This is a genomic window from Paraburkholderia sp. J94, assembly GCF_905220285.1.
Lineage (GTDB): Bacteria > Pseudomonadota > Gammaproteobacteria > Burkholderiales > Burkholderiaceae > Paraburkholderia > Paraburkholderia tropica_A.
Map to the genome: position 1 here is coordinate 125285 of NZ_CAJMZH010000011.1, position 18004 is coordinate 143288.

Below are 18004 nucleotides of genomic sequence, written 5' to 3' on the forward strand. Positions count from 1 at the left end.
GTTTTCAGGGGTTTTCTGCGTGAAATGCTTGCGCCCGCGCGCGCCGATAAAACCTGTGCGATGCAATAAAGCGCGCTCGGCCACGTTCAACATTAACGCGGCGGACCCATGCGGTCGATCACCGCATTCAGAATATCCACTGGCAACGGAAACACGATGGTCGAATTCTTGTCGGCGGCAATCGTCGTGAGCGTCTGCAAATAGCGCAATTGCATGGCCTGCGGTTGTTGCGCGAGCCGTTGCGCGGCCAGCAAGAGTTTCTCCGAAGCCTGCAATTCGCCTTCGGCGTGAATGACTTTCGCGCGGCGTTCTCGTTCGGCTTCGGCCTGGCGCGCAATCGCGCGGATCATCGTTTCGTTGAGATCGACATGCTTGATTTCGACGGTCGATACCTTGATGCCCCACGCGTCGGTTTGCGCGTCGAGTGTCTTCTGGATATCGGCGTTCAATTGCTCGCGCTCGGCCAGCAGCGCGTCGAGATCGTGTTTGCCGAGGACCGCGCGCAAGGTCGTCTGCGCGAGCTGACTCGTGGCTTCGAAAAAGCGCGCGACCTGAATCACGGCTTTTTCCGGGTCCACGACGCGGAAATACACCACGGCGTTCACTTTCACCGACACGTTGTCGCGTGTGATCACGTCCTGCGCGGGCACGTCGAACACGACGGTGCGCAGATCGATGCGCACGACTTGCTGCACCACGGGAATGATCAGCACGAGGCCCGGTCCCTTGACCTTCCAGAAGCGTCCGAGCATGAACACCACGCCGCGTTCGTACTCGCGGAAGATGCGGATCGACGAAATGACGAGCAGCACCACCAGCACGGCCAGCAGGCTCGAAAACCCAAACGTGTAACCGATCATGTCGATTCTCCTTGTATCGGCGTTTGCGATGGCGCGCCCGCGTCGCGCAGCGGTTCGACGCTCAATGTGAGGCCGCTGCGCGCGGTCACGCGCACGGGCGTGCCGGCCGCCAGCGACATGGCGCACGTCACGCGCCAGCGCTCGCCGCGCACGCGCGCCCAGCCGCTCGCCGCCGCGGGCGGGGCGCCTGGCGCTGCGCCTGCGCCGTCGGCGTGCAGGCCGTCGTCGAGGACTTCGCCGCGGCTGCCGACCATCGCTTCCGCGCCTGTCACCACGGGCCGCCGCCGCGCGCGCAGCGCGACGCCCGACATCAGCGCCACCAGCGCCGCGCCGCCGAGCGCGAGGCCCGCGATCAGCGGCAGGGGCACGCCGTAGCCGGGCACGTCCGTGTCGATCAGCATCAGCGCGCCGATGGCGAACGCCACAATGCCGCCGAAGCCCAGCACGCCGAAGGTCGGCAAGAACGCTTCGGCGACGAGGCACGCGAGCCCGAACAGCACGAGGCCGAGCCCCGCGTAATTCACGGGCAGCATCTGCATGGCAAACAGCCCGACCAGCAGGCAGATCGCGCCCGCCACGCCGGGCAGCACGAAGCCGGGATTCGCGAACTCGAAGAACAGGCCGTAGACGCCGATGGTCAGCAGAATGAGCGCGACGTTCGGGTCGGCGATGATCGAGAGGAAGCGATTGCGCCAGTCGGGCGCATAGCTCACGAGCGGCGCGTGCGCGCTCGCGATCCGCACCATGCCGCCCGCCGTTGCGACGACGCGGCCGTCGGCGACGCGCGCGAGATCGGCGGCGCTCGGCGCGATCAGGTCGATCACGTGCTGCGCGAGCGCTTCACTCGCCGAGAGGCTCACGGCTTCGCGCACGGCGCGTTCGCCCCATTCGGCGTTGCGTCCGCGCAGTTGGGCGAGGCCGCGAATATAGGCGGCGGCGTCCTGGGTCGCCTTGCGGGTTTCGGTCGAGGCCGTGTCGGTGGGCAAGGCGCCCGAGGCCGCGCTGGCCGCGCCGGGCAAGGCGGGCGCACCCGTCGGACCCGGCGCGCCGCCGACGCCGATCTGCACCGGCGACGCCGCGCCGAGATTCGTGCCCGGCGCCATCGCCGCGATATGGCTCGCATAGACGATATAGGTGCCCGCGCTCGCCGCGCGCGCGCCGCCGGGCGCGACGTAAGCGGCGACCGGCACGGGCGAGGCGAGGATCGCCTTGATGATCTGGCGCATCGAGGTGTCGAGGCCGCCGGGCGTGTCGAGCTGGAGGATCGCGAGCGGCGCGCGCTGCTGTGCGGCGCGTTCGAGCGTGCGCACGATGAAATCGGCGCTGGCGGGACCGATCGCGCCGTTCACCGTGATCACGACGACAGCGGGTTGCGTGCGCGCGGGCGTTTGCGCGAAGACGGCGGCGCACAGCGTCGCCAATACGAGCAGCAGCAGCGCAAAAAACGAGGGTACGAGCCGAAATTCGGGCAATGCGCGGCGCACGCTCCGCCACGCAAGCGGACGACGTGGTTGACACGCACGTGAGCGCCGCGCGCAAGGCGTGGCGATCTGCGCTGGGCGATGAACGCGCATCGGCTCGGCCGCGCGGCGCGGATCGCACGCCGCCGGCTCGCAGGAAAGGGCTAGGCCCGATGATTCAAGTTTAGGCTTTTGGCGCAAAGCGTGGGGGCGGATCGAATTGTTTCGACATCCTGATTGAATTTCGCGCCCGCCGTTTCATCCGATGAATTCCCTCTGCTCAGCCTGCCGCATCGGCAAAGCGTGCTTTAAATATCATATTCACTGATGACTGAAATACGAATTCATAATTGGAGTTATTTCATCGTAACGCCGATCATGACGTCCATGCAGCGCGAACGGAAGACCGTCCGCGCGTTTTCATCCCGCATCGAATGGAGCACACACCATGGCCGAACGTATGAACGCCATCATCTGGCCCGAAGGTTATCTGCCGGGCACCACCGAAAACTTCGCCTCGAATGAAATGATCGTCGCCGGCATTTCGGCAGCCGACGTCTGGCCGCTGCTCGCCATCGCGCCGCGCTGGCCCGAGTATTACGCGAACTCGTCGGATATCCGTTTCTATGACGGCAAGGGTCCGCAACTCGAAACCGGCGTGCGCTTCTTCTTCCGCACGTTTGGCTTTCCGGTCGAAGGCGAGGTAACGGAATATGTGCCGCCCGCGAACGGCGAGCCGGGCCGCGTGGCCTGGCACGGCTGGGCGGGCGAGGGCGATACGCGTCTCGATGTGCATCACGCGTGGCTCGTCGAAGATTTGTCGGGCGGCCGCGTGCGCATCCTCACGCAGGAAACGCAGAAGGGCAAGCCCGCCGCCGAACTCGCGAACACGCGTCCCAATCCGATGATCAACGGTCATCAGGAATGGCTCGACGGTCTCGTGAGCGCCGCGCGCAAAGCCAAATAACGCTGAACGACGCAGCATGAACGCGTCCGCGCCGCCGCGCGAAATTTTCGCCTACTGTTGAACGCAATCCCGTTGAACGCGATGCCGCGCCGCGCACACCCATGGCGCGGCGCGGTTTTCCTTTCTGGAGGCGCGGTATGTCTGCACTGTTCAGCCCGTTCAAACTGAAGGACGTGACCCTTCGCAACCGCATTGCGGTGCCGCCGATGTGCCAGTACAGCGCGGTCGACGGCGTCACCAACGACTGGCACTGGGCGCACTATCCGGCGCTCGCGCGCGGCGGCGCGGGACTCGTGATCGTCGAGGCCACGGCGGTGTCGCCCGAAGGGCGCATCACGCCCGCCTGCACGGGTCTGTGGAACGACGCGCAAGCCGAAGGCATGGCGCGCATCGCCGCGTCGATCAAGGCGGCGGGCGCGGTGCCCGGCATCCAGATCGCGCACGCGGGCCGCAAGGCGAGCGCGAATCGTCCGTGGGAAGGCGACGATCACATTCCCGCCGACGACCCGCGCGCTTGGCAGCCCATTGCGCCCTCGGCGATTGCGTTCGGCGCGAATCTGCCGCGCGTGCCGCGCGCCATGACGCTCGACGATATCGCGCGCGTGAAGCAGGCGTTCGTCGATGCTGCGCGGCGTGCGCGGGCCGCCGGATTCGAATGGCTCGAACTGCATTTCGCGCACGGTTATCTCGCGCAAAGTTTCTTTTCGATTCACTCGAACACGCGCACCGATGCGTATGGCGGCAATCTCGAAGGACGCGGCCGCTTTCTCGTCGAAACGCTCGCGGCCGTGCGCGAAGTCTGGCCCGGGAATCTGCCGCTGACCGCGCGCTTCGGCGTGATCGAATACGACGGACGCGACGAGGAAACGCTCGCCGAATCGATCGAACTCACGCGCGCGCTGCGCAACGAAGGGCTCGATCTGCTCAACGTGAGCGTGGGTTTTTCGATTCCGGGTGCGAAGATTCCGTGGGGTCCGGCGTTTCTCGCGCCCATCTCCGCGCGCGTGCGCAGGGAGGCGGGCGTGCCGGTGGCGTCGTCGTGGGGCGTGGATATTCCGCGCGTGGCGGAACGCGTGATCGCCGAGGAGCAGATGGATCTCGCGATGATCGGCCGCGCGCATCTCGCCGATCCGCACTATCCGTACCGCGCGGCGCAGCACCTGAAGGTCGAGCGGCCTTCGTGGGTGCTGCCCGCGCAATACGCGTACTGGCTCGAACGCTATCAGCCCGATCCGCAGGCGCGCGATTGCGGCGATTGAGCGGCGTCGCGCGGATCAGCCCGCGTTTGCGTTCATCGACTCACTCCACTGCAACGAGCGCCTTGCCCGAAAACGCGCGGTGACGCAGCGCGTCGAGGTGCTCCGCGAGCGCATCGAACGGCGCGATGTGCTGCGCTTCGGCTTGCAGCGTGCCGCCCGCGATGGCCGCGAGCATCGACTCGCCCGCTTGCGTGAGACGTTGCCAGGCGGTGTCGTCGCCGTAGACGTGCAGCGCGCCGAGTGCGACTTCGTGCACGGAGAGCGTGCGCCCGAACGGCGGGCACGGTGCGGTGTCGAGCCGCCCCTGAATGCAGACGAGATGGCCGTTCGCTTCGAGCACGGGTGAGAGGCGCGCGGCGTGCGGCGCATCGATGCTGTCGATCGCGGCGTAGAAGCGGCCTGCATGGTTACCGGCCCACGTGCTCGAATCGTCGAGCGGTCCCGGCACGCACGCATGCGCGCCCATTCCCGCCAGTCGTTCAGCGTGACGCGGATGGCACATCGCCGTCACCTCGAAGCCGCGCTTCGCGGCCAACTGCACGAGATACTGGCCGACCGCGCCGCCCGCACCCGCGATCAGCACGCGTGCGCCCGCGCGCAGCGGCAGCTTTTCGATCGCCAGCCACGCGGTGAGCGCCGGACACGGAAAGCTCGCCGCCGTGGCGAAGTCGAGCGCATCGGGCACGCGCAGCAGCGCGCGCGCCGCGAGCGGCGTGTAGTGCGCGAAGCTGCCCGGCGCGTGCAGGCTCTGGTGATACGCCACGCGACGACCGAGCCATTCGGGCGCGACGCCTTCACCGAGCGCGACCACCGTGCCGGCGCCATCGACGCCCGGCACCTTGCCGCGCTGCCAGTTCACGAGATCGCCGCCGAGCACTTTCCAGTCGACCGGATTCAGCCCGATTACCGCATTGCGCACGAGCACTTCACCCGGCGCGAGCGGTTCACGCGGCACGCTGCCCAGCGCGAGGCCGAGCGCGTCCGGCGATCCGCGCCACGTCCAGGCGGGCCAGGTCGCGGGCATGGACGTTTTCACGTCGCTCATGCCTTGTTGCCTTGCGTATTGCCTTGCGTATTGCCTTGATACGCGCCCGCCGAATACGTCAGCTCATAGCTGTGGCTGTAAATTTCGAGGATGTTGCCGAACGGGTCTTCCATATAGACCATGCGATACGGCTTCTCGCCCGGGAAATACTCGCGCACCGGCATGCGTTGCTTGCCGCCCGCCGCGACGATCTTTGCGGCCAGGCCTTCCACGTCCGGGTCCTGCACGCAGAAGTGGAACACGCCGGTCTTCCAGTATTCGAAATTGTTCTCGGGCTTCTGCGCGTTGCGGAATTCGAAAATCTCCACGCCGATGCGGTCGCCGGTCGAGAGATGCGCGATGCGGAACGAACCCCAGCCCGCGCCGAACACATCCGTGCACATCACGCCGATGGCGCTCTCATCCTCTTCGATGGTGGTGGGCGGCATGATCAGATACCAGCCCATGACCTCGGTGTAGAACTTCACGGCGGCGTCGAGATCGGTCACCGAAAGACCGATGTGGGAAAAACTGCGCGGATAAACGATGCTCATGCTGATTCCTCGAAAAACGCCCGGCTGGCGGGCACCCTTCGAATCTTAGGCAGCGTGGCTATAATCACAACGACGCTATTCTTATCGTTTCGATAAATCTTCCTTATGCTGAATCCGCAATGGCTGCGCACCTTCGAGATGCTGGCCGAGGTCGGCAACTTCACGCGCGCCGCCGAGCGGCTGGGCATCACGCAGGCCGCCGTGAGCCAGCATCTGCGGCACCTCGAAGACCGGCTCGGGCTGCTGGTGTTCCGCCGTCCGCGCGGCATCGAGGTCACGCCCGCCGGGCGCGCGCTGCTCGACTATTGCGCGGAACTCGAAGTCTCCGACCGCAAGTTGCGCGAGCGCCTCGCGGCCACCGACGCCGACGCGGGCGAGATCGCACTGATCAGTCCGGGCAGCATCGGCCTGGCGCTGTATCCGCTGCTGCTCGACTTGCAGATGGCGCATCCGGGGCTGTCGATCCGTCACCGTTTCGCGCCCGATTCCGAGGTGCTGGCGGCCGTGCTCGCCAATCAGTACGAATTGGGCCTGCTCACGCTCAAGCCCGACGACGAGCGCTTGAAAGCCACGCGTTTCGCCGAAGAACCGCTGGAAATGGTGATTCCGGCCGGAGAGACGGTGAGCACGTGGGAGGATCTGGAGCGCATCGGTTTCGTCGATCACCCCGACGGCCTCGCGATGGCCAATCGCCTGCTGAGCCGCCGTTTTCCTGGCAATGCGGGCGCGCGAAGTCTGCCGCGGCGCGGCTTCAGCAACCAGATCGGCCTGATCCTCGAACCGGTTGCGCGCGGTTTCGGTTTTACTGTGCTGCCGCGCTATGCGCGGCGCGCGTTCGCGCGGCAGGACGCGATCGAAGTCGTGGAATGCGATGTGGCCGTGGTCGATACGCTCTGGCTGATTCATCGCGCCGAATGGCCGCTGCCGCGCCGCGCGCAGCGCGTCGTCGAATTTCTCTGCGCGCAGATGGACGGCGCGGGCGCTTGAGCCGCGCGCCGCTTTCCGGGCCGCCTATTTCACCGCCGCATTGAGCGCCGCGCGTCCCGCGTTGGTGCGCAGCAGGCTGTTCGACGGCGCGTGAATGCGCGCGCACAGCACGTTGCGATGATGGCGCTCCAGCGGATTGCGCCGCGTGATGCCGTGATTGCCCGCGAGTTCGAGCGCGGTCTGCACGGCCTCGATCGCGTTGTCGACCACGTTGTGCTTCACGAGCGCCGAGAGCGTGGCGGGCGCGTTGTCCGCGTCGATGGCGTCGGCGTGCGAGCGCAGCAGCCAGTCGCTGGTGGCGAGCCGCATTTCGATGCGGCCCACGCTTTCCTGCACCGTCGCGAGGCTCGCGAGCGGCGCGCCGCCGAGCGCGCCGGGCGTGCGCGTGTTGATGAAGCCGAGCAGCCAGTCACGCGCGGCGCGCGCCGCCGCATCGTAAATCGTGGCGACGAGGCTGAAATACCACGCCGTCGCATGCGGATCGCGCTGCACGCCGAGGCTCGCGGGTTTCAGGCCCACGGCGTCGTCGAGCGGGATCGCCACGTCCTTGAACAGCACGTCGTGGCTCACGGTCGCGCGCATGCCGACCGGGTCCCAGTTTTCGTCGATACGCACGCCGGGCGCGTCGCGCGGCACCAGAAAATGGCCGAGGCGCGGCTCGGTCTCGTCGGTGCGCGCGAGCACGCTGATCCAGCCGAGCAGCGGCGCGCCCGTCACGTAACGCTTGTGGCCCGTGATGCGCCAGTGCGCGCCGTCGCGCCGCGCGACCGTATCGGGCAGGCCGCCGTGCGAGGGCGAACCGAGCGCGGGCTCGACCTGCGCCGCGTTGATGAGCGCGCGGCCTTCGAGCGAGGCGCGCGTGAGCCGCTGCGCGAGCGCGGTCGGCCAGTCGCGCGCGCCGCCTCGTGCAGCCGTGCGCGCGTCGTGCACGATCATCGCGTGATGGCTGTAATGCATCGCGAGTATCAGCGCGACCGAAGGATCGCCGTACGCAATTTCGCCGACGATGGCGCGCGTGACCGCGAGGCCCGCGCCGTATCCGCCGTCGGCGCGCGCGATGTTCGCGCGCAGCAGGCCCGCTTCGCGCAGCGCCTGGAATTGCTCCAGAGGCGCCGCGCCGCTGCGGTCGTAGTCGTCGGCGAGATTGGCGAACACGCGGCCTAGCAGCGCCGCGCGCTCGATCAGCGTGGCGTGGGCGGCGCGGCTGGCGTCGTCGTCGGTGGAATCGAGCGCGGCGGGCGGAGTGGGGGCGTTCATATGCTTAGCCATCCTTGATGATGCTGGAGCGAACGATTATCGGCAGCGGCGGCGCGCACGGTCAAAGAACGATTCGTGCGAACGGTGCGGGGTGCGTGCTGATTTGCTTTTCTGCTTTTGCCGCTGTCGCCGCAGCACGCAAATCGACGCACAAAGCAGCGATGCGCATAACAAAAGTCGAATTACGTGGTTAGGCACGCGCGCCGCGCTTCTTATACTGATTCGTCCGATACCGCGTATCACAAGGATGGCCGATGTCCGCACTTCAATCGCTTTCGCCGGAGTTTTCCGAACCTCATGGCGCGCCCACGCTCGACGAAGCGCTCGCCGCGTTGCCCGAACTTGCCACCGCCATCGGCGCCGACGCAGCCGCACGCGAGGCGCGCCGCGAATTGCCGTTCGCGGGCTTCGAGCAGTTCCGGCGTTCGGCGCTCGGACGGCTGCGCCTGCCCGTCGAATGGGGCGGCCTCGGCGGCACGCTGATCGACGAATTCGACGTGATCGCCACGCTCGCGGCGGCGGACAGCCATCTCGCGCACGCTTTGCGGCTGCATTACGACCAGACGGAAGTGCTGCTGCTGTCGCGGCGCACGCCGTTCAACGAGGTGCAGATCCGGCGCGTGATCGACGGCGCGATTTTCGGCGGCGCGTCGACGGAAGCCACGACTTCGCGGCCCGGCGAAATCCAGACCGCGCTGCGCCGCGAAGGCGAGCATTACCGGCTCGACGGCCGCAAATATTATTCGACGGGCACGGCCTTCGCCGATTACGCGCGCCTGAACGTGCAGGACGACGAGGGGCGCGGCGTGATCGCCATCGTGCCCGTGAAGCGCGAGGGCTTCAGCGTGCTCGACGACTGGGACGGCATGGGCCAGCGCATGACCGCGAGCGGCAGCCTCGTATTCGACGACCTGCTCGTCTATGCCGACGAAGTGACCGGTCGTGATCTCACCACGCTGGTCGGGCGTCATACGGGCGCGCTGCGCCAGCTGCATCTGGTGGCGGTGGCGGCGGGCATCGTGCGCAATATCGTGAGCGATGCGCGCCGCTACGTGCTCGATCACGGCCGCCCGGCGCTGCACAGCCCCGCGCCCAGCGCGCGCGAGGACGCGTTCATTCAGCAGATCGTCGGCACCTTGTCGGCGCATAGTCATGCGATCGACGCGCTCGTGCGCGAGAACGCGCGCGTGCTGGAGCGCTCGTCGCAAGCCCTGCTTGATGGCGATGCCGATGCCGAATCGCTCGTGCTCGAAGGCGCGCTCGCGACCGCGCGCACGCAGCTCGTGGTGAGCAAGCTCGCGCTCGAAGCGGGCGAGCGGATGTTCGAAGCGGGCGGCGCGTCGGCGACCTCGCGCGCGCATAATCTCGACCGTCACTGGCGCAATCTGCGCACGATCTTCAGCCACAATCCGCTGCTGCATAAGGCGCGCGTGGTCGGCGACTACGTGCTCAACGACGTCACCACGCATCTGACCGAAGGCCGCGTGTTTTAAGTCCGCACGTCTTCGTGTATCTGCACGAGCGACGCCTTAATGACTCGAACGGATATGCGTATGGAAATTGCTTGGTTGTCGCGCGGCGCGTGCGGACGTAGATTGTTCTTCTCGATTCCAGAAAGGCATTTCGCGTGACTACGACCGCCGCTTCGCTTTCCGCCCAACCGCCCATCGTGCGCACGGCGCACGCCGCGCCGCAACGCTTCGAGATTCGCGCCTTCGATGCACCGCTCGGCGCGGAAGTGGTCGGCCTCGATCTGGCCGCGCCGCTCGCCGACGACGATTTCGCGCGCATTCATCGCGCGCATCTCGATCATCATGTGCTGGTGTTTCGCGATCAGCGCATCACGCCCGAGCAGCATGTGAACTTCAGCCGCCGCTTCGGGCCGTTGCAGCAGCACGTGCTGCATCAGTTCGCGCTGCCGGGGCATCCCGATGTGCTGATCGTGTCGAATGTCGTCGAGAATGGCAAGCCGATCGGACTCGGCGACGCCGGCCATTTCTGGCATTCCGATCTCTCGTACAAGGAGAAGCCGAGCCTCGGCTCGCTGCTGCACGCGCAGGAATTGCCGTCCGAAGGCGGCGACACGTTGTTCGCCAACATGCATCTCGCGTGGGACAGTTTGCCCGCGCAGTTGCGCAAGGCCGTCGAAGGCTTGCGCGCCGAACATACCTATCTCGCGCGTTACGCGGAGTTGCAGGCGCGCAGCCCGTGGCGGCCGAATCTTTCGGCGGAACAGATCGCGCAGGTGAAACCGGTCGTGCATCCGGTCGTGCGCACGCACCCGGAAACGGGGCGCAAGGCGCTGTTCGTGAGCGAGCATTTCACCACGCGCATCGTCGATCTGCCCGACGACGAAAGCCGCGCGCTGCTCGACGAACTGTTCGCGCATAGCGTGCGTGCGGAGCATGTGTATCGCCATGTGTGGCGCGAACACGATCTCGTGTTCTGGGACAACCGCTCGCTCATGCATCTGGCGGCGGGCACGCCCGATCATCTGCGCCGCAAGCTGTATCGCACGACGATTGAAGGCGATGCGCCGTTTTAAGGGCGCTGTCGTGAGCAGACCCTTGCCTTACGTGCCTTCGCGCGTTTCCAGATAGCGCCCCGGCGTCACGCCCGTGGCGCGCTGGAACATCTCGATGAACGCGCTCACGTTGCCGTAACCGAGTTCGAGCGCGGTGGCCGTCACGCTGCGGCCTTCGGCAATGCATTCGAGCGCGCGCAGCAGGCGCGCCTGGCGACGCCATTGCGCGAAGGTCCAACCGGTTTCCGCCAGGAAGCGGCGGCTCAGCGTGCGCGGTGCGAGCGCGCCCCAGGCGGCCCATTCTTCGAGGCTGCGTTCGTTGCCGGGTTCGGCGGCGAGCGCGTCGGCGATGCGTGCGAGCCGCGCATCCACGGGGCGCGGCAGGCCGAGTGGTTCGGCGGGCGCGGCGGCGATTTCATCGAGAATCATCTCGGCGATCCGCGTGCGGGCGGTGTCGAACGGCGCGTCGTCCCAGGTCGCAGCGCGGCGCACGGCTTCGCGCAGCAAGGGCGTGGCGCGGATCGCGCGCGGTGCGTCAGGCAGCGCGGCGCAGCGCGCTTGCGCCACGAACACGCTCCAGCCCGAAAACGGCCCGTGCGAACGCACCGAATGCAGATGATGCGGCGGAATCCAGATCGCATGCACCGCCGGCACGACCCATTGCGCCCCATCTATTCCCACGGAAACGAGCCCGCTCAGCGCGCCCATCAACTGCCCGCGCGCGTGATGATGCGCCGCGCGCGTGCGCGCCGTGCGCTGCGTGAGTTCGCCCGCGGCGAGAAACGGGCCGTGCGTCGCCAGCACGCGGTCGGGCCGGACGATGGGCTGCTGGCTGGATGGCGGGTCGGCGGTTTGACGCACGTTGTGGCACCTCTGAGTGGCCGGATTTCCGTATCGAATGGCTGTTATACCGGAGACGCGCCGGTTTTGCACGTCTAGACTGCCTGCATGGCCGATGACGCGTGCGACGTGTCTCGCGCCGAGCGTTTTTCTCCGGTCATTTGAAAGGAATCCTGATGAAAGCTGCCATCATTTACGGCATGGGCGAGACGCCTGTTTATGCCGATTTCGATGCGCCCGCCGCGCTGGCGGGCCATCGCCTCGTCGACGTGCGCGCCAGCGCGTTGAGCCGCGTTGCCTATGCGAAGGCTTCCGGCAAGCATTATTCGTCCACGCATCGCTTTCCGTTCGTGGCGGGACTCGACGGCGCGGGCCGTCTCGAAGACGGACAGCGCGTGTACTTCTGCCTGCCGCGCGCGCCCTACGGAGCGTTGGCGCAACAGTGTCTCGTAGCGGAATCGCTGTGCACGCCGATCCCCGACACGCTCGACGACGTGAGCGCCGCCGCGCTCGCGATTCCCGGCATGTCGTCGTGGGCCGCGCTGGTCGAGCGCGCGGGCTTCGTCGCGGGCGAGACCGTGCTCGTGAACGGCGCGACCGGCGTGTCCGGGCGGCTCGCGGTGCGTATCGCGAAGCATCTGGGCGCGGGCAAGATCATCGTGACGGGCCGCAATCGCGCCGTGCTCGACGCGCTGCGCGAAGCGGGCGCCGATGTCGCGATCGAATTGAATGCCGAAGCGGATGCACTCGCCGCGAAGTTCGCGCCGCATCTCGAAGCGGGCGTGGACGTGGTGCTCGATTATCTCTGGGGCGCGAGCGCGCAGGCGCTGCTGACGACCGCCGCGCGCGCGTTGCCGGATGACCGCGCGCTGCGCTTCGTGCAGATCGGTTCGGCGAGCGGCGGCGAAATTGCGCTGCCTGGCGCGGCGTTGCGCGCGGCGCCGATCACGCTGCTGGGCAGCGGTATCGGCAGTGTGGCGATGCCGCGTTTGCTCGAAAGCATGCGCGCGGTGTTCGGCGCGGCGCAAGCGGCGGGGCTGGCGGTCGAGACGCAGGCCGTGCCGCTCGCGCAGATCGCGCAACATTGGCGCGAGCCATCGAGCGGCCCGCGCACGGTCTTTACGATCGAGGCCTGAAAAACAGGCTTATTTGCGATCCGCGAACAGCTGGTCGAAGGTGCCGCCATCGGCGAAATGCGTGGCCTGCGCCTTCTGCCAGCTGCCGAACACCTGCTCGACCGTGAAGGTCTTGATGGGCTTGAACTCGTCGGCGTGTTTGGCGAGCACGGCCTTGTCGCGCGGACGCAGATGATGCTGCGCGATGATTTCCTGTGCGGCGGGCGAGTACAGATACTCCAGATACGCCGTCGCTTCCTTGCGCGTGCCGCGCTTGTCCACGACCTTGTCGACCACCGTCACGGGCGGTTCGGCCAGCAGGCTCACCGACGGATAGACCGCATCGAAATCCTTCGCGCCCACGCCCGTATCGATCAGCGCCACTTCGTTCTCGAACGTCACGAGCACGTCGCCGATGCCGCGCTGCGTGAACGTGGTGGTCGCGCCGCGACCGCCCGCGTCGAGCACCGGCACGTTCTTGAGCAGCGCGCGTTCGAAGTCGAGCGCCTGCGCGTCGCTCGCGCCTTGCAGCTTGCGATAGCCCCACGCGGCCAGATACGCATAACGGCCATTGCCCGAGGTCTTCGGATTCGCGATCACGACCTGGACGCCGGGCTTCACGAGATCGTCCCAGTCCTTGATGTGCTTCGGATTGCCCTTGCGCACGAGAAACACCATCGTGGTGGTGTAGGGCGCGCTGGCGTCGGGCAGACGCGTGCGCCAGTCCTTCGGCACAATCTGGCCGCGTTCGGCGAGCAGGTCGATATCGTTGGGCTGGTTCATCGTCACGACGTCGGCCTGCAGGCCTTGCAGCACGGAAAGCGCCTGCGCGCTCGACGCGCCGTGCGACTGCTTGATCGTGATGGTCTCGCCGGTTTTCTGCTTGTAGTCGGCGATAAAGCTCACGTTGATGTCTTTATAGAGTTCGCGCGTGACGTCGTACGAGACGTTGAGCAGCGACGTGTCCGCGTAAGCGAGCGTAGTGGCGAATGCCGAACTGGCGACGATGCCCGCGCCGATCCAGCGCGCGGCGCGTGTGAGTGATGCCATGCGAATCCCCGAATGATTGTGATGGGGCGCTGCGCCGTGCGCGAATCGTTCGCGAATCTGTCGAGAATGCTTCGCGTAGGCAAGGCGAGCGCCGGAAGGCCAGCATTCCATTCTATCGGCAGCTTGCAATGGGCTTATATCGATCCGTGCTTTGCTTTGCGGGGAAACTGATAAAGGGAGTTGCGCGATGCGCGCGGTTAGGCGAGTTCCGCGTAACCGGCGGCGCGCGCTTCGTCGGTGAACTGTTCGATGGTCGCGTAATCGGCGGGCGCGAGACGCGAAAAGCCCTGTAAACGCAGTGTTTTCGCGCGCAGCGGATCGAGCGTGCAGGCATGATCGAGCGCGTCGCGCAGCGTGGCGGCGTGCGCGTCGGGCACGGTGCGCGAGGCAATGAACGGCAAACCCGGTGCCGCCGCCGTCATGCCGATTTCGCGCACGGATTCGAGCATGTCGGGCAGTGCGTCGCGCACATAGGCGAGCGTCACGCAGTCGATGGCGGCCACATCCGCTTCGTTCGCGGCGAGGGCGCGCAACGCATTCAGATGCGAACCGACGAATGAGACCGAGGCAAAGAAGCGCGCGCCGCGCGCGGATTGCGCAACGGTGGTCGCCACTGAATGGCGTAACGCATTCATGCCGCTATGCGAGTCGGCGCTATTGCAGGCCGCGCGCAAGCCGCCGCACGCGGCGAGCGTCGTCGCGCCATTCTCATAAGCTTGCGCGGACACGACGAGCACGCTGCGATAGAACGCGCCCTCGCAACCGGGCGCATTGAACCTCGGCGTCGCGAGCAGATGCACCTGCTTGTCGAGCCCGAGCAGGCGATACGGAAAGCCGCAGGTTTGCGACATCAGCAGGTCGGGGCTGCGCCAGAGCGCGAACAGATCGCCGAGCGCTTCGTCGAGCAGCGTCATACGCTCGCGCACGCCGGCACGGCGCGCGTATTCGCCGAGCGTATCGCGCAGCAGCGCACGCCATAGCGTGCCGTGCTGCGGCGTGACGTTGTACATCGGCAGGGCGGCGATCCAGTGCGTCATCGTGTCAATCCTGCGTCAATTCTGCAAATGCCACGAGCATATAACGATTCGCGAATCCGTTATTGGAACGCGGCGCGCGCGCTTTTTATACTCGCCTTTCATTCAGGATTCGCACCACACCACACGGGAAAAAAACAATGAAGAAGCAATGGCTCGCCGCTGGACTCGTCGCATTCACGGCGCTGACTTCCGGTCTCGCACACGCGGATCGTCTCGACGACATCAAGAAGGCCGGCGTGCTGCGCGTGGCCACCTTCGACAGCAATCCGCCGTTCGGTTTCGTCGATCCGGCCACGAATCATATCGTCGGGCTCGACGTGGATTATGCGCGCGCCATCGCCGACAAACTGGGCGTGAAGCTCGAATTGCAGCCGACCAATCCCGCCAACCGCATTCCGTTTCTCGCGTCGCGCAAGGTCGATCTCGTGCTCGCGAATTTCACCATTACCGACGAGCGCGCGAAGCAGGTCGATTTCAGCATTCCGTATTTCTCGTCGGGTCAGCAGTTTCTCGCGAAGAAGGGCGTGCTGAAAACGCCGGATCAGATTTCGAGCCTGCGCATTGGCGTGGACAAGGGCACGACGAATGAGATCACGGTGCGCGATAAATATCCGCAAGCCACGCTCGTCGCTTATGACGACACGCCGTTCGCGTTCGCGGCGCTGCGCGCGGGCAATGTGCAGGCGATCACGCAGGATGGTCCGAAACTCGTCGGCCTGCTCGCCAACGTGCCCGATAAGCAGAATTACGAAATCCCGCCGTTCACGATTTCGAACGACTATATGGGCGTGGGCATTCCGAAGGGCGAGCCGCGTCTCACGTCATTCGTGAACGACACGCTGCGCGGTCTCGAAGCGAACGGCACGGCGCTGACGATCTATAACCGCTGGTTCGGCCCGACGACGAAGACGCCGCTCGCGCGTACCTTCAAGATTGGCGACAAGGTCTGATGCAATCGCTCTTTGCGGCGCTCGTGCCGCCGCATTTGCCTGCTTTGCCTGATTTACCGCTCGCGCCGAAGTATCTGCTGTGGCTCTGGCAGGGCTTCGGCGTGACGGTGGGCGTGACGCTGTGCGCCGCGTTCGCGTCGACGGTCTGGGGCGTGCTGATCGCGCTCGCGCGGCAGTCGCGCCTTGCCGTGTTTCGGCGCGCGGGCAACGGTTATGTGACGGCGTTCCGCAATTCGCCCTTGCTCGTGCAATTGCTGTTCTGGTATTTCGGCGCGGCCACGCTGCTGCCCGATGCGTGGATGCAATGGCTCAATACGCCGCACGTGCTGAGCACGCCGCTCGGTGCGCTGCGCTGGCCGTCGTTCGAATTCGTGGCGGCGTGGCTGGGGCTCACGTGCTACACGGCGGCGTTTATCGCGGGCGAAGTGGAAGCGGGCATCGCGGGCGTGGCGCTCGCGCAGCGCCATGCGGCCGCCGCGCTCGGCTTGACGCCGTGGCAGTCGTTTCGCTATGTCGTGCTGCCGCAGGCGATTCGTATCGCGCTGCCGCCGCTGTTCGGGCAATACATGAATCTGGTGAAGAATTCCTCGCTGGCGATGGCGATCGGCCTCGCCGAATTGTCGTATGCGTCGCGCCAGGTGGAAACGGAAACGTTTCAGACCTTCGCGGCCTTCGGTATCGCGACGCTGCTGTATGTCGGCGCGATCGCGCTGCTCGAAGCGGTGCTGCATTGGCGCCAATATGCGCGGACGGCCGCGCGCGGAGCACGCCGATGATGCCGTGGCATGTATTCGCGGCCAATGTGCCGTATCTGCTCGTGGGCGCGTTTCCCGACGGGCCGCTCGGCGGCGCGGCGCTCACGCTCGTGCTGGCGGTGTCGTCCGCGTTGGCGTCTGCGCTGTTGGGCCTTGCGCTCGGCATTGCGCTGGCGCTCGCGTCCGGTCCGCTGCGCGCGCTGCTGCTGCTCGTGATCGGCTTCTTTCGCGCGATTCCCGTGCTGATGCTGATTTTCTGGACGTATTTCCTGTTGCCCGTGGTGTTTCATATCGACGTGCCGGGTCTCGCGGCCGTGGTGTGTGCGCTTTCGCTGATCGGCGGCGCGTATCTCGCGCATTCGGTGCATGCGGGCATCGTGGCGGTGGGCGAGGCGCAATGGCAGGCCGGTTTGTCGCTCGGCTTTTCGCGTTTCGCGGCGCTGCGCTACGTGGTGCTGCCGCAGGCTTTGCGCATCATGGCGCCGTCGTTCGTGAATCAGTGGGTGTCGCTCGTGAAGGACACGTCGCTTGCGTATATTGTCGGCGTGGGCGAATTGTCGTTTGTCGCCACGCAGATAAATAATAGACTGATGATTTATCCGATTCCGATTTTTCTCTTTGTGGCCGCGCTCTATCTCGTGATGTGTACTGCGCTCGACCGCGTGGCGATGTCCTTGCTCGTGCGCACACGGCGCATTAAGGCACGGACGTTCGAAACGGCGCCCGCCGCGCATTGATCGCCGTGGTTTAAAAAAAGCGTCGCCGCAATTTTTAAATTCCCGACATATCGCGCTACTATCCTTCAACCGTGTTTATTTTGGAGGATCGGTAAAAGTGAAGTACGAAAACGCCTTGCAGAGTGCGATCAAAGGGCGGCTCGAACGCGCAATGGAGCTGGCCGAGCTGTTCGGCCTCTTCATTATCGGCATTGGCACCGTGGCGGCCATGGTGCATCTGATCTGGCGGATGATCAATTCCGATGGCGTCACGCTGACCGATCTGCTGCTGATGTTCCTGTACCTCGAAGTGTTCGCGATGGTCGGGCAATATCTGAAGGCGGGGCAATTGCCGGTGCGGTTCCCGCTTTATATTGCCATGGTGTCGATTGCGCGAGATCTGATTCTGCGCGCTGGCGCGAATACGGAAATCCATTTGCTGGCGTCGGCGGGTGCGATTGTCCTGATCGCCGTGGGAGTGTTGCTGATTCGCTTTGGTCAGGCGAAATACCCGAGCAGCACCGACGACAACAGCAAGAAGCACGAGCCGAAGAAAGTCGAAGGCGCGTAAAGCGCGGATTGAAGTGTTGTAAAGCGGACGTGTTGTAAAGCGCCGGGCGGCCATCGCCCGGCGTGGCGGCAGGGCAAT

Annotated in this window: 18 protein-coding genes; 10 read left to right on the plus strand and 8 right to left on the minus strand. The window is 65.8% G+C overall.

Features of this window, described 5'->3' with window-relative positions:
• Nucleotides 1–92: 92 nt before the first annotated feature.
• Both U4Y88_RS23895 and U4Y88_RS23900 read right to left on the minus strand, forming a co-directional pair.
• On the minus strand, nucleotides 93–860 hold the full coding sequence (locus U4Y88_RS23895; protein WP_224011266.1) for a slipin family protein: 768 nt from the start codon (nucleotides 858–860) through the stop codon (nucleotides 93–95).
• On the minus strand, nucleotides 857–2434 hold the full coding sequence (locus U4Y88_RS23900; protein WP_321786872.1) for a nodulation protein NfeD: 1578 nt from the start codon (nucleotides 2432–2434) through the stop codon (nucleotides 857–859). The genes U4Y88_RS23895 and U4Y88_RS23900 overlap by 4 nt, the downstream gene beginning before the upstream one ends.
• Nucleotides 2435–2768: 334 nt before the next feature.
• Between U4Y88_RS23900 and U4Y88_RS23905 the strand changes: the two genes are divergently transcribed.
• Nucleotides 2769–3287: an SRPBCC domain-containing protein gene (locus tag U4Y88_RS23905; protein ID WP_224011262.1), complete on the plus strand. Its 519-nt coding sequence runs from the start codon at nucleotides 2769–2771 to the stop codon at nucleotides 3285–3287.
• 137 nt (nucleotides 3288–3424) lie between these two features.
• The gene (locus tag U4Y88_RS23910) at nucleotides 3425–4546 is read left to right on the plus strand and encodes an NADH:flavin oxidoreductase/NADH oxidase (protein WP_224011260.1); all 1122 of its coding nucleotides are present in this window, start codon (nucleotides 3425–3427) and stop codon (nucleotides 4544–4546) included.
• Nucleotides 4547–4586: 40 nt separating this feature from the next.
• Here U4Y88_RS23910 and U4Y88_RS23915 read toward each other — a convergent pair whose 3' ends face one another.
• Complete coding sequence (locus tag U4Y88_RS23915) at nucleotides 4587–5591, minus strand: zinc-binding dehydrogenase (protein WP_321786874.1); 1005 nt, start codon at nucleotides 5589–5591, stop codon at nucleotides 4587–4589.
• The gene (locus tag U4Y88_RS23920; protein ID WP_224011257.1) at nucleotides 5588–6124 is read right to left on the minus strand and encodes a lactoylglutathione lyase family protein; all 537 of its coding nucleotides are present in this window, start codon (nucleotides 6122–6124) and stop codon (nucleotides 5588–5590) included. Before U4Y88_RS23920 ends, U4Y88_RS23915 begins: the two co-directional genes overlap by 4 nt.
• Before the next feature lie 105 nt (nucleotides 6125–6229).
• On the opposite strand from U4Y88_RS23920, the gene U4Y88_RS23925 reads away from it, so the two are divergent.
• Nucleotides 6230–7111: a LysR family transcriptional regulator gene (locus U4Y88_RS23925; RefSeq protein ID WP_321786876.1), complete on the plus strand. Its 882-nt coding sequence runs from the start codon at nucleotides 6230–6232 to the stop codon at nucleotides 7109–7111.
• 24 nt (nucleotides 7112–7135) lie between these two features.
• Here U4Y88_RS23925 and U4Y88_RS23930 read toward each other — a convergent pair whose 3' ends face one another.
• Nucleotides 7136–8368 carry an acyl-CoA dehydrogenase family protein gene (locus tag U4Y88_RS23930; protein WP_321786878.1) on the minus strand — a complete coding sequence of 411 codons (1233 nt, stop codon included), beginning with the start codon at nucleotides 8366–8368 and terminating at the stop codon, nucleotides 7136–7138.
• 254 nt (nucleotides 8369–8622) lie between these two features.
• Between U4Y88_RS23930 and U4Y88_RS23935 the strand changes: the two genes are divergently transcribed.
• A complete protein-coding gene (locus U4Y88_RS23935; RefSeq protein WP_321786880.1) occupies nucleotides 8623–9861 on the plus strand; it encodes an acyl-CoA dehydrogenase family protein in 1239 nt (412 codons plus the stop codon).
• A gap of 134 nt (nucleotides 9862–9995) precedes the next feature.
• The gene (locus U4Y88_RS23940) at nucleotides 9996–10913 is read left to right on the plus strand and encodes a TauD/TfdA dioxygenase family protein (RefSeq protein ID WP_415774492.1); all 918 of its coding nucleotides are present in this window, start codon (nucleotides 9996–9998) and stop codon (nucleotides 10911–10913) included.
• Between the two features lie 27 nt (nucleotides 10914–10940).
• On the opposite strand, the gene U4Y88_RS23945 is transcribed toward U4Y88_RS23940, so the two are convergent.
• A complete protein-coding gene (locus tag U4Y88_RS23945; protein ID WP_321786882.1) occupies nucleotides 10941–11753 on the minus strand; it encodes a helix-turn-helix transcriptional regulator in 813 nt (270 codons plus the stop codon).
• A 155-nt stretch (nucleotides 11754–11908) separates the two neighbouring features.
• Here U4Y88_RS23945 and U4Y88_RS23950 point away from each other — a divergent pair, with 155 nt between their 5' ends.
• Nucleotides 11909–12868, plus strand: a complete 960-nt coding sequence (locus U4Y88_RS23950) for a zinc-binding alcohol dehydrogenase family protein (protein ID WP_321786884.1) — start codon at nucleotides 11909–11911, stop codon at nucleotides 12866–12868.
• A 9-nt stretch (nucleotides 12869–12877) separates the two neighbouring features.
• On the opposite strand, the gene U4Y88_RS23955 is transcribed toward U4Y88_RS23950, so the two are convergent.
• The gene (locus tag U4Y88_RS23955; protein WP_321786886.1) at nucleotides 12878–13897 is read right to left on the minus strand and encodes a sulfate ABC transporter substrate-binding protein; all 1020 of its coding nucleotides are present in this window, start codon (nucleotides 13895–13897) and stop codon (nucleotides 12878–12880) included.
• Between the two features lie 197 nt (nucleotides 13898–14094).
• Nucleotides 14095–14934 (minus strand): phosphate/phosphite/phosphonate ABC transporter substrate-binding protein, encoded by an 840-nt coding sequence (locus tag U4Y88_RS23960; protein ID WP_321786888.1) that lies wholly within the window; start codon nucleotides 14932–14934, stop codon nucleotides 14095–14097.
• A 137-nt stretch (nucleotides 14935–15071) separates the two neighbouring features.
• On the opposite strand from U4Y88_RS23960, the gene U4Y88_RS23965 reads away from it, so the two are divergent.
• From U4Y88_RS23965 to U4Y88_RS23980, 4 genes are all read left to right on the plus strand, one after another.
• Entirely contained in the window at nucleotides 15072–15884 is an 813-nt protein-coding gene (locus U4Y88_RS23965) for an ABC transporter substrate-binding protein (protein WP_321786890.1), read from the plus strand.
• Nucleotides 15884–16660 (plus strand): amino acid ABC transporter permease, encoded by a 777-nt coding sequence (locus U4Y88_RS23970; protein WP_321786892.1) that lies wholly within the window; start codon nucleotides 15884–15886, stop codon nucleotides 16658–16660. The genes U4Y88_RS23965 and U4Y88_RS23970 overlap by 1 nt, the downstream gene beginning before the upstream one ends.
• Nucleotides 16660–17376: an amino acid ABC transporter permease gene (locus tag U4Y88_RS23975; protein WP_415774493.1), complete on the plus strand. Its 717-nt coding sequence runs from the start codon at nucleotides 16660–16662 to the stop codon at nucleotides 17374–17376. Before U4Y88_RS23970 ends, U4Y88_RS23975 begins: the two co-directional genes overlap by 1 nt.
• A 97-nt stretch (nucleotides 17377–17473) precedes the next feature.
• Nucleotides 17474–17926, plus strand: a complete 453-nt coding sequence (locus tag U4Y88_RS23980) for a phosphate-starvation-inducible protein PsiE (protein WP_224011236.1) — start codon at nucleotides 17474–17476, stop codon at nucleotides 17924–17926.
• Nucleotides 17927–18004 lie beyond the last annotated feature (78 nt).

Bases quoted from the DNA above. Each gene is read 5' to 3' on its own strand.
- U4Y88_RS23895 (WP_224011266.1), bottom strand. From the start codon at position 860: ATGATCGGTTACACGTTTGGGTTTTCGAGCCTGCTGGCCGTGCTGGTG.
- U4Y88_RS23900 (WP_321786872.1), bottom strand. From the start codon at position 2,434: ATGCGCGTTCATCGCCCAGCGCAGATCGCCACGCCTTGCGCGCGGCGC.
- U4Y88_RS23905 (WP_224011262.1), top strand. From the start codon at position 2,769: ATGGCCGAACGTATGAACGCCATCATCTGGCCCGAAGGTTATCTGCCG.
- U4Y88_RS23910 (WP_224011260.1), top strand. From the start codon at position 3,425: ATGTCTGCACTGTTCAGCCCGTTCAAACTGAAGGACGTGACCCTTCGC.
- U4Y88_RS23915 (WP_321786874.1), bottom strand. From the start codon at position 5,591: ATGAGCGACGTGAAAACGTCCATGCCCGCGACCTGGCCCGCCTGGACG.
- U4Y88_RS23920 (WP_224011257.1), bottom strand. From the start codon at position 6,124: ATGAGCATCGTTTATCCGCGCAGTTTTTCCCACATCGGTCTTTCGGTG.
- U4Y88_RS23925 (WP_321786876.1), top strand. From the start codon at position 6,230: ATGCTGAATCCGCAATGGCTGCGCACCTTCGAGATGCTGGCCGAGGTC.
- U4Y88_RS23930 (WP_321786878.1), bottom strand. From the start codon at position 8,368: ATGAACGCCCCCACTCCGCCCGCCGCGCTCGATTCCACCGACGACGAC.
- U4Y88_RS23935 (WP_321786880.1), top strand. From the start codon at position 8,623: ATGTCCGCACTTCAATCGCTTTCGCCGGAGTTTTCCGAACCTCATGGC.
- U4Y88_RS23950 (WP_321786884.1), top strand. From the start codon at position 11,909: ATGAAAGCTGCCATCATTTACGGCATGGGCGAGACGCCTGTTTATGCC.
- U4Y88_RS23955 (WP_321786886.1), bottom strand. From the start codon at position 13,897: ATGGCATCACTCACACGCGCCGCGCGCTGGATCGGCGCGGGCATCGTC.
- U4Y88_RS23960 (WP_321786888.1), bottom strand. From the start codon at position 14,934: ATGACGCACTGGATCGCCGCCCTGCCGATGTACAACGTCACGCCGCAG.
- U4Y88_RS23965 (WP_321786890.1), top strand. From the start codon at position 15,072: ATGAAGAAGCAATGGCTCGCCGCTGGACTCGTCGCATTCACGGCGCTG.
- U4Y88_RS23970 (WP_321786892.1), top strand. From the start codon at position 15,884: ATGCAATCGCTCTTTGCGGCGCTCGTGCCGCCGCATTTGCCTGCTTTG.
- U4Y88_RS23975 (WP_415774493.1), top strand. From the start codon at position 16,660: ATGCCGTGGCATGTATTCGCGGCCAATGTGCCGTATCTGCTCGTGGGC.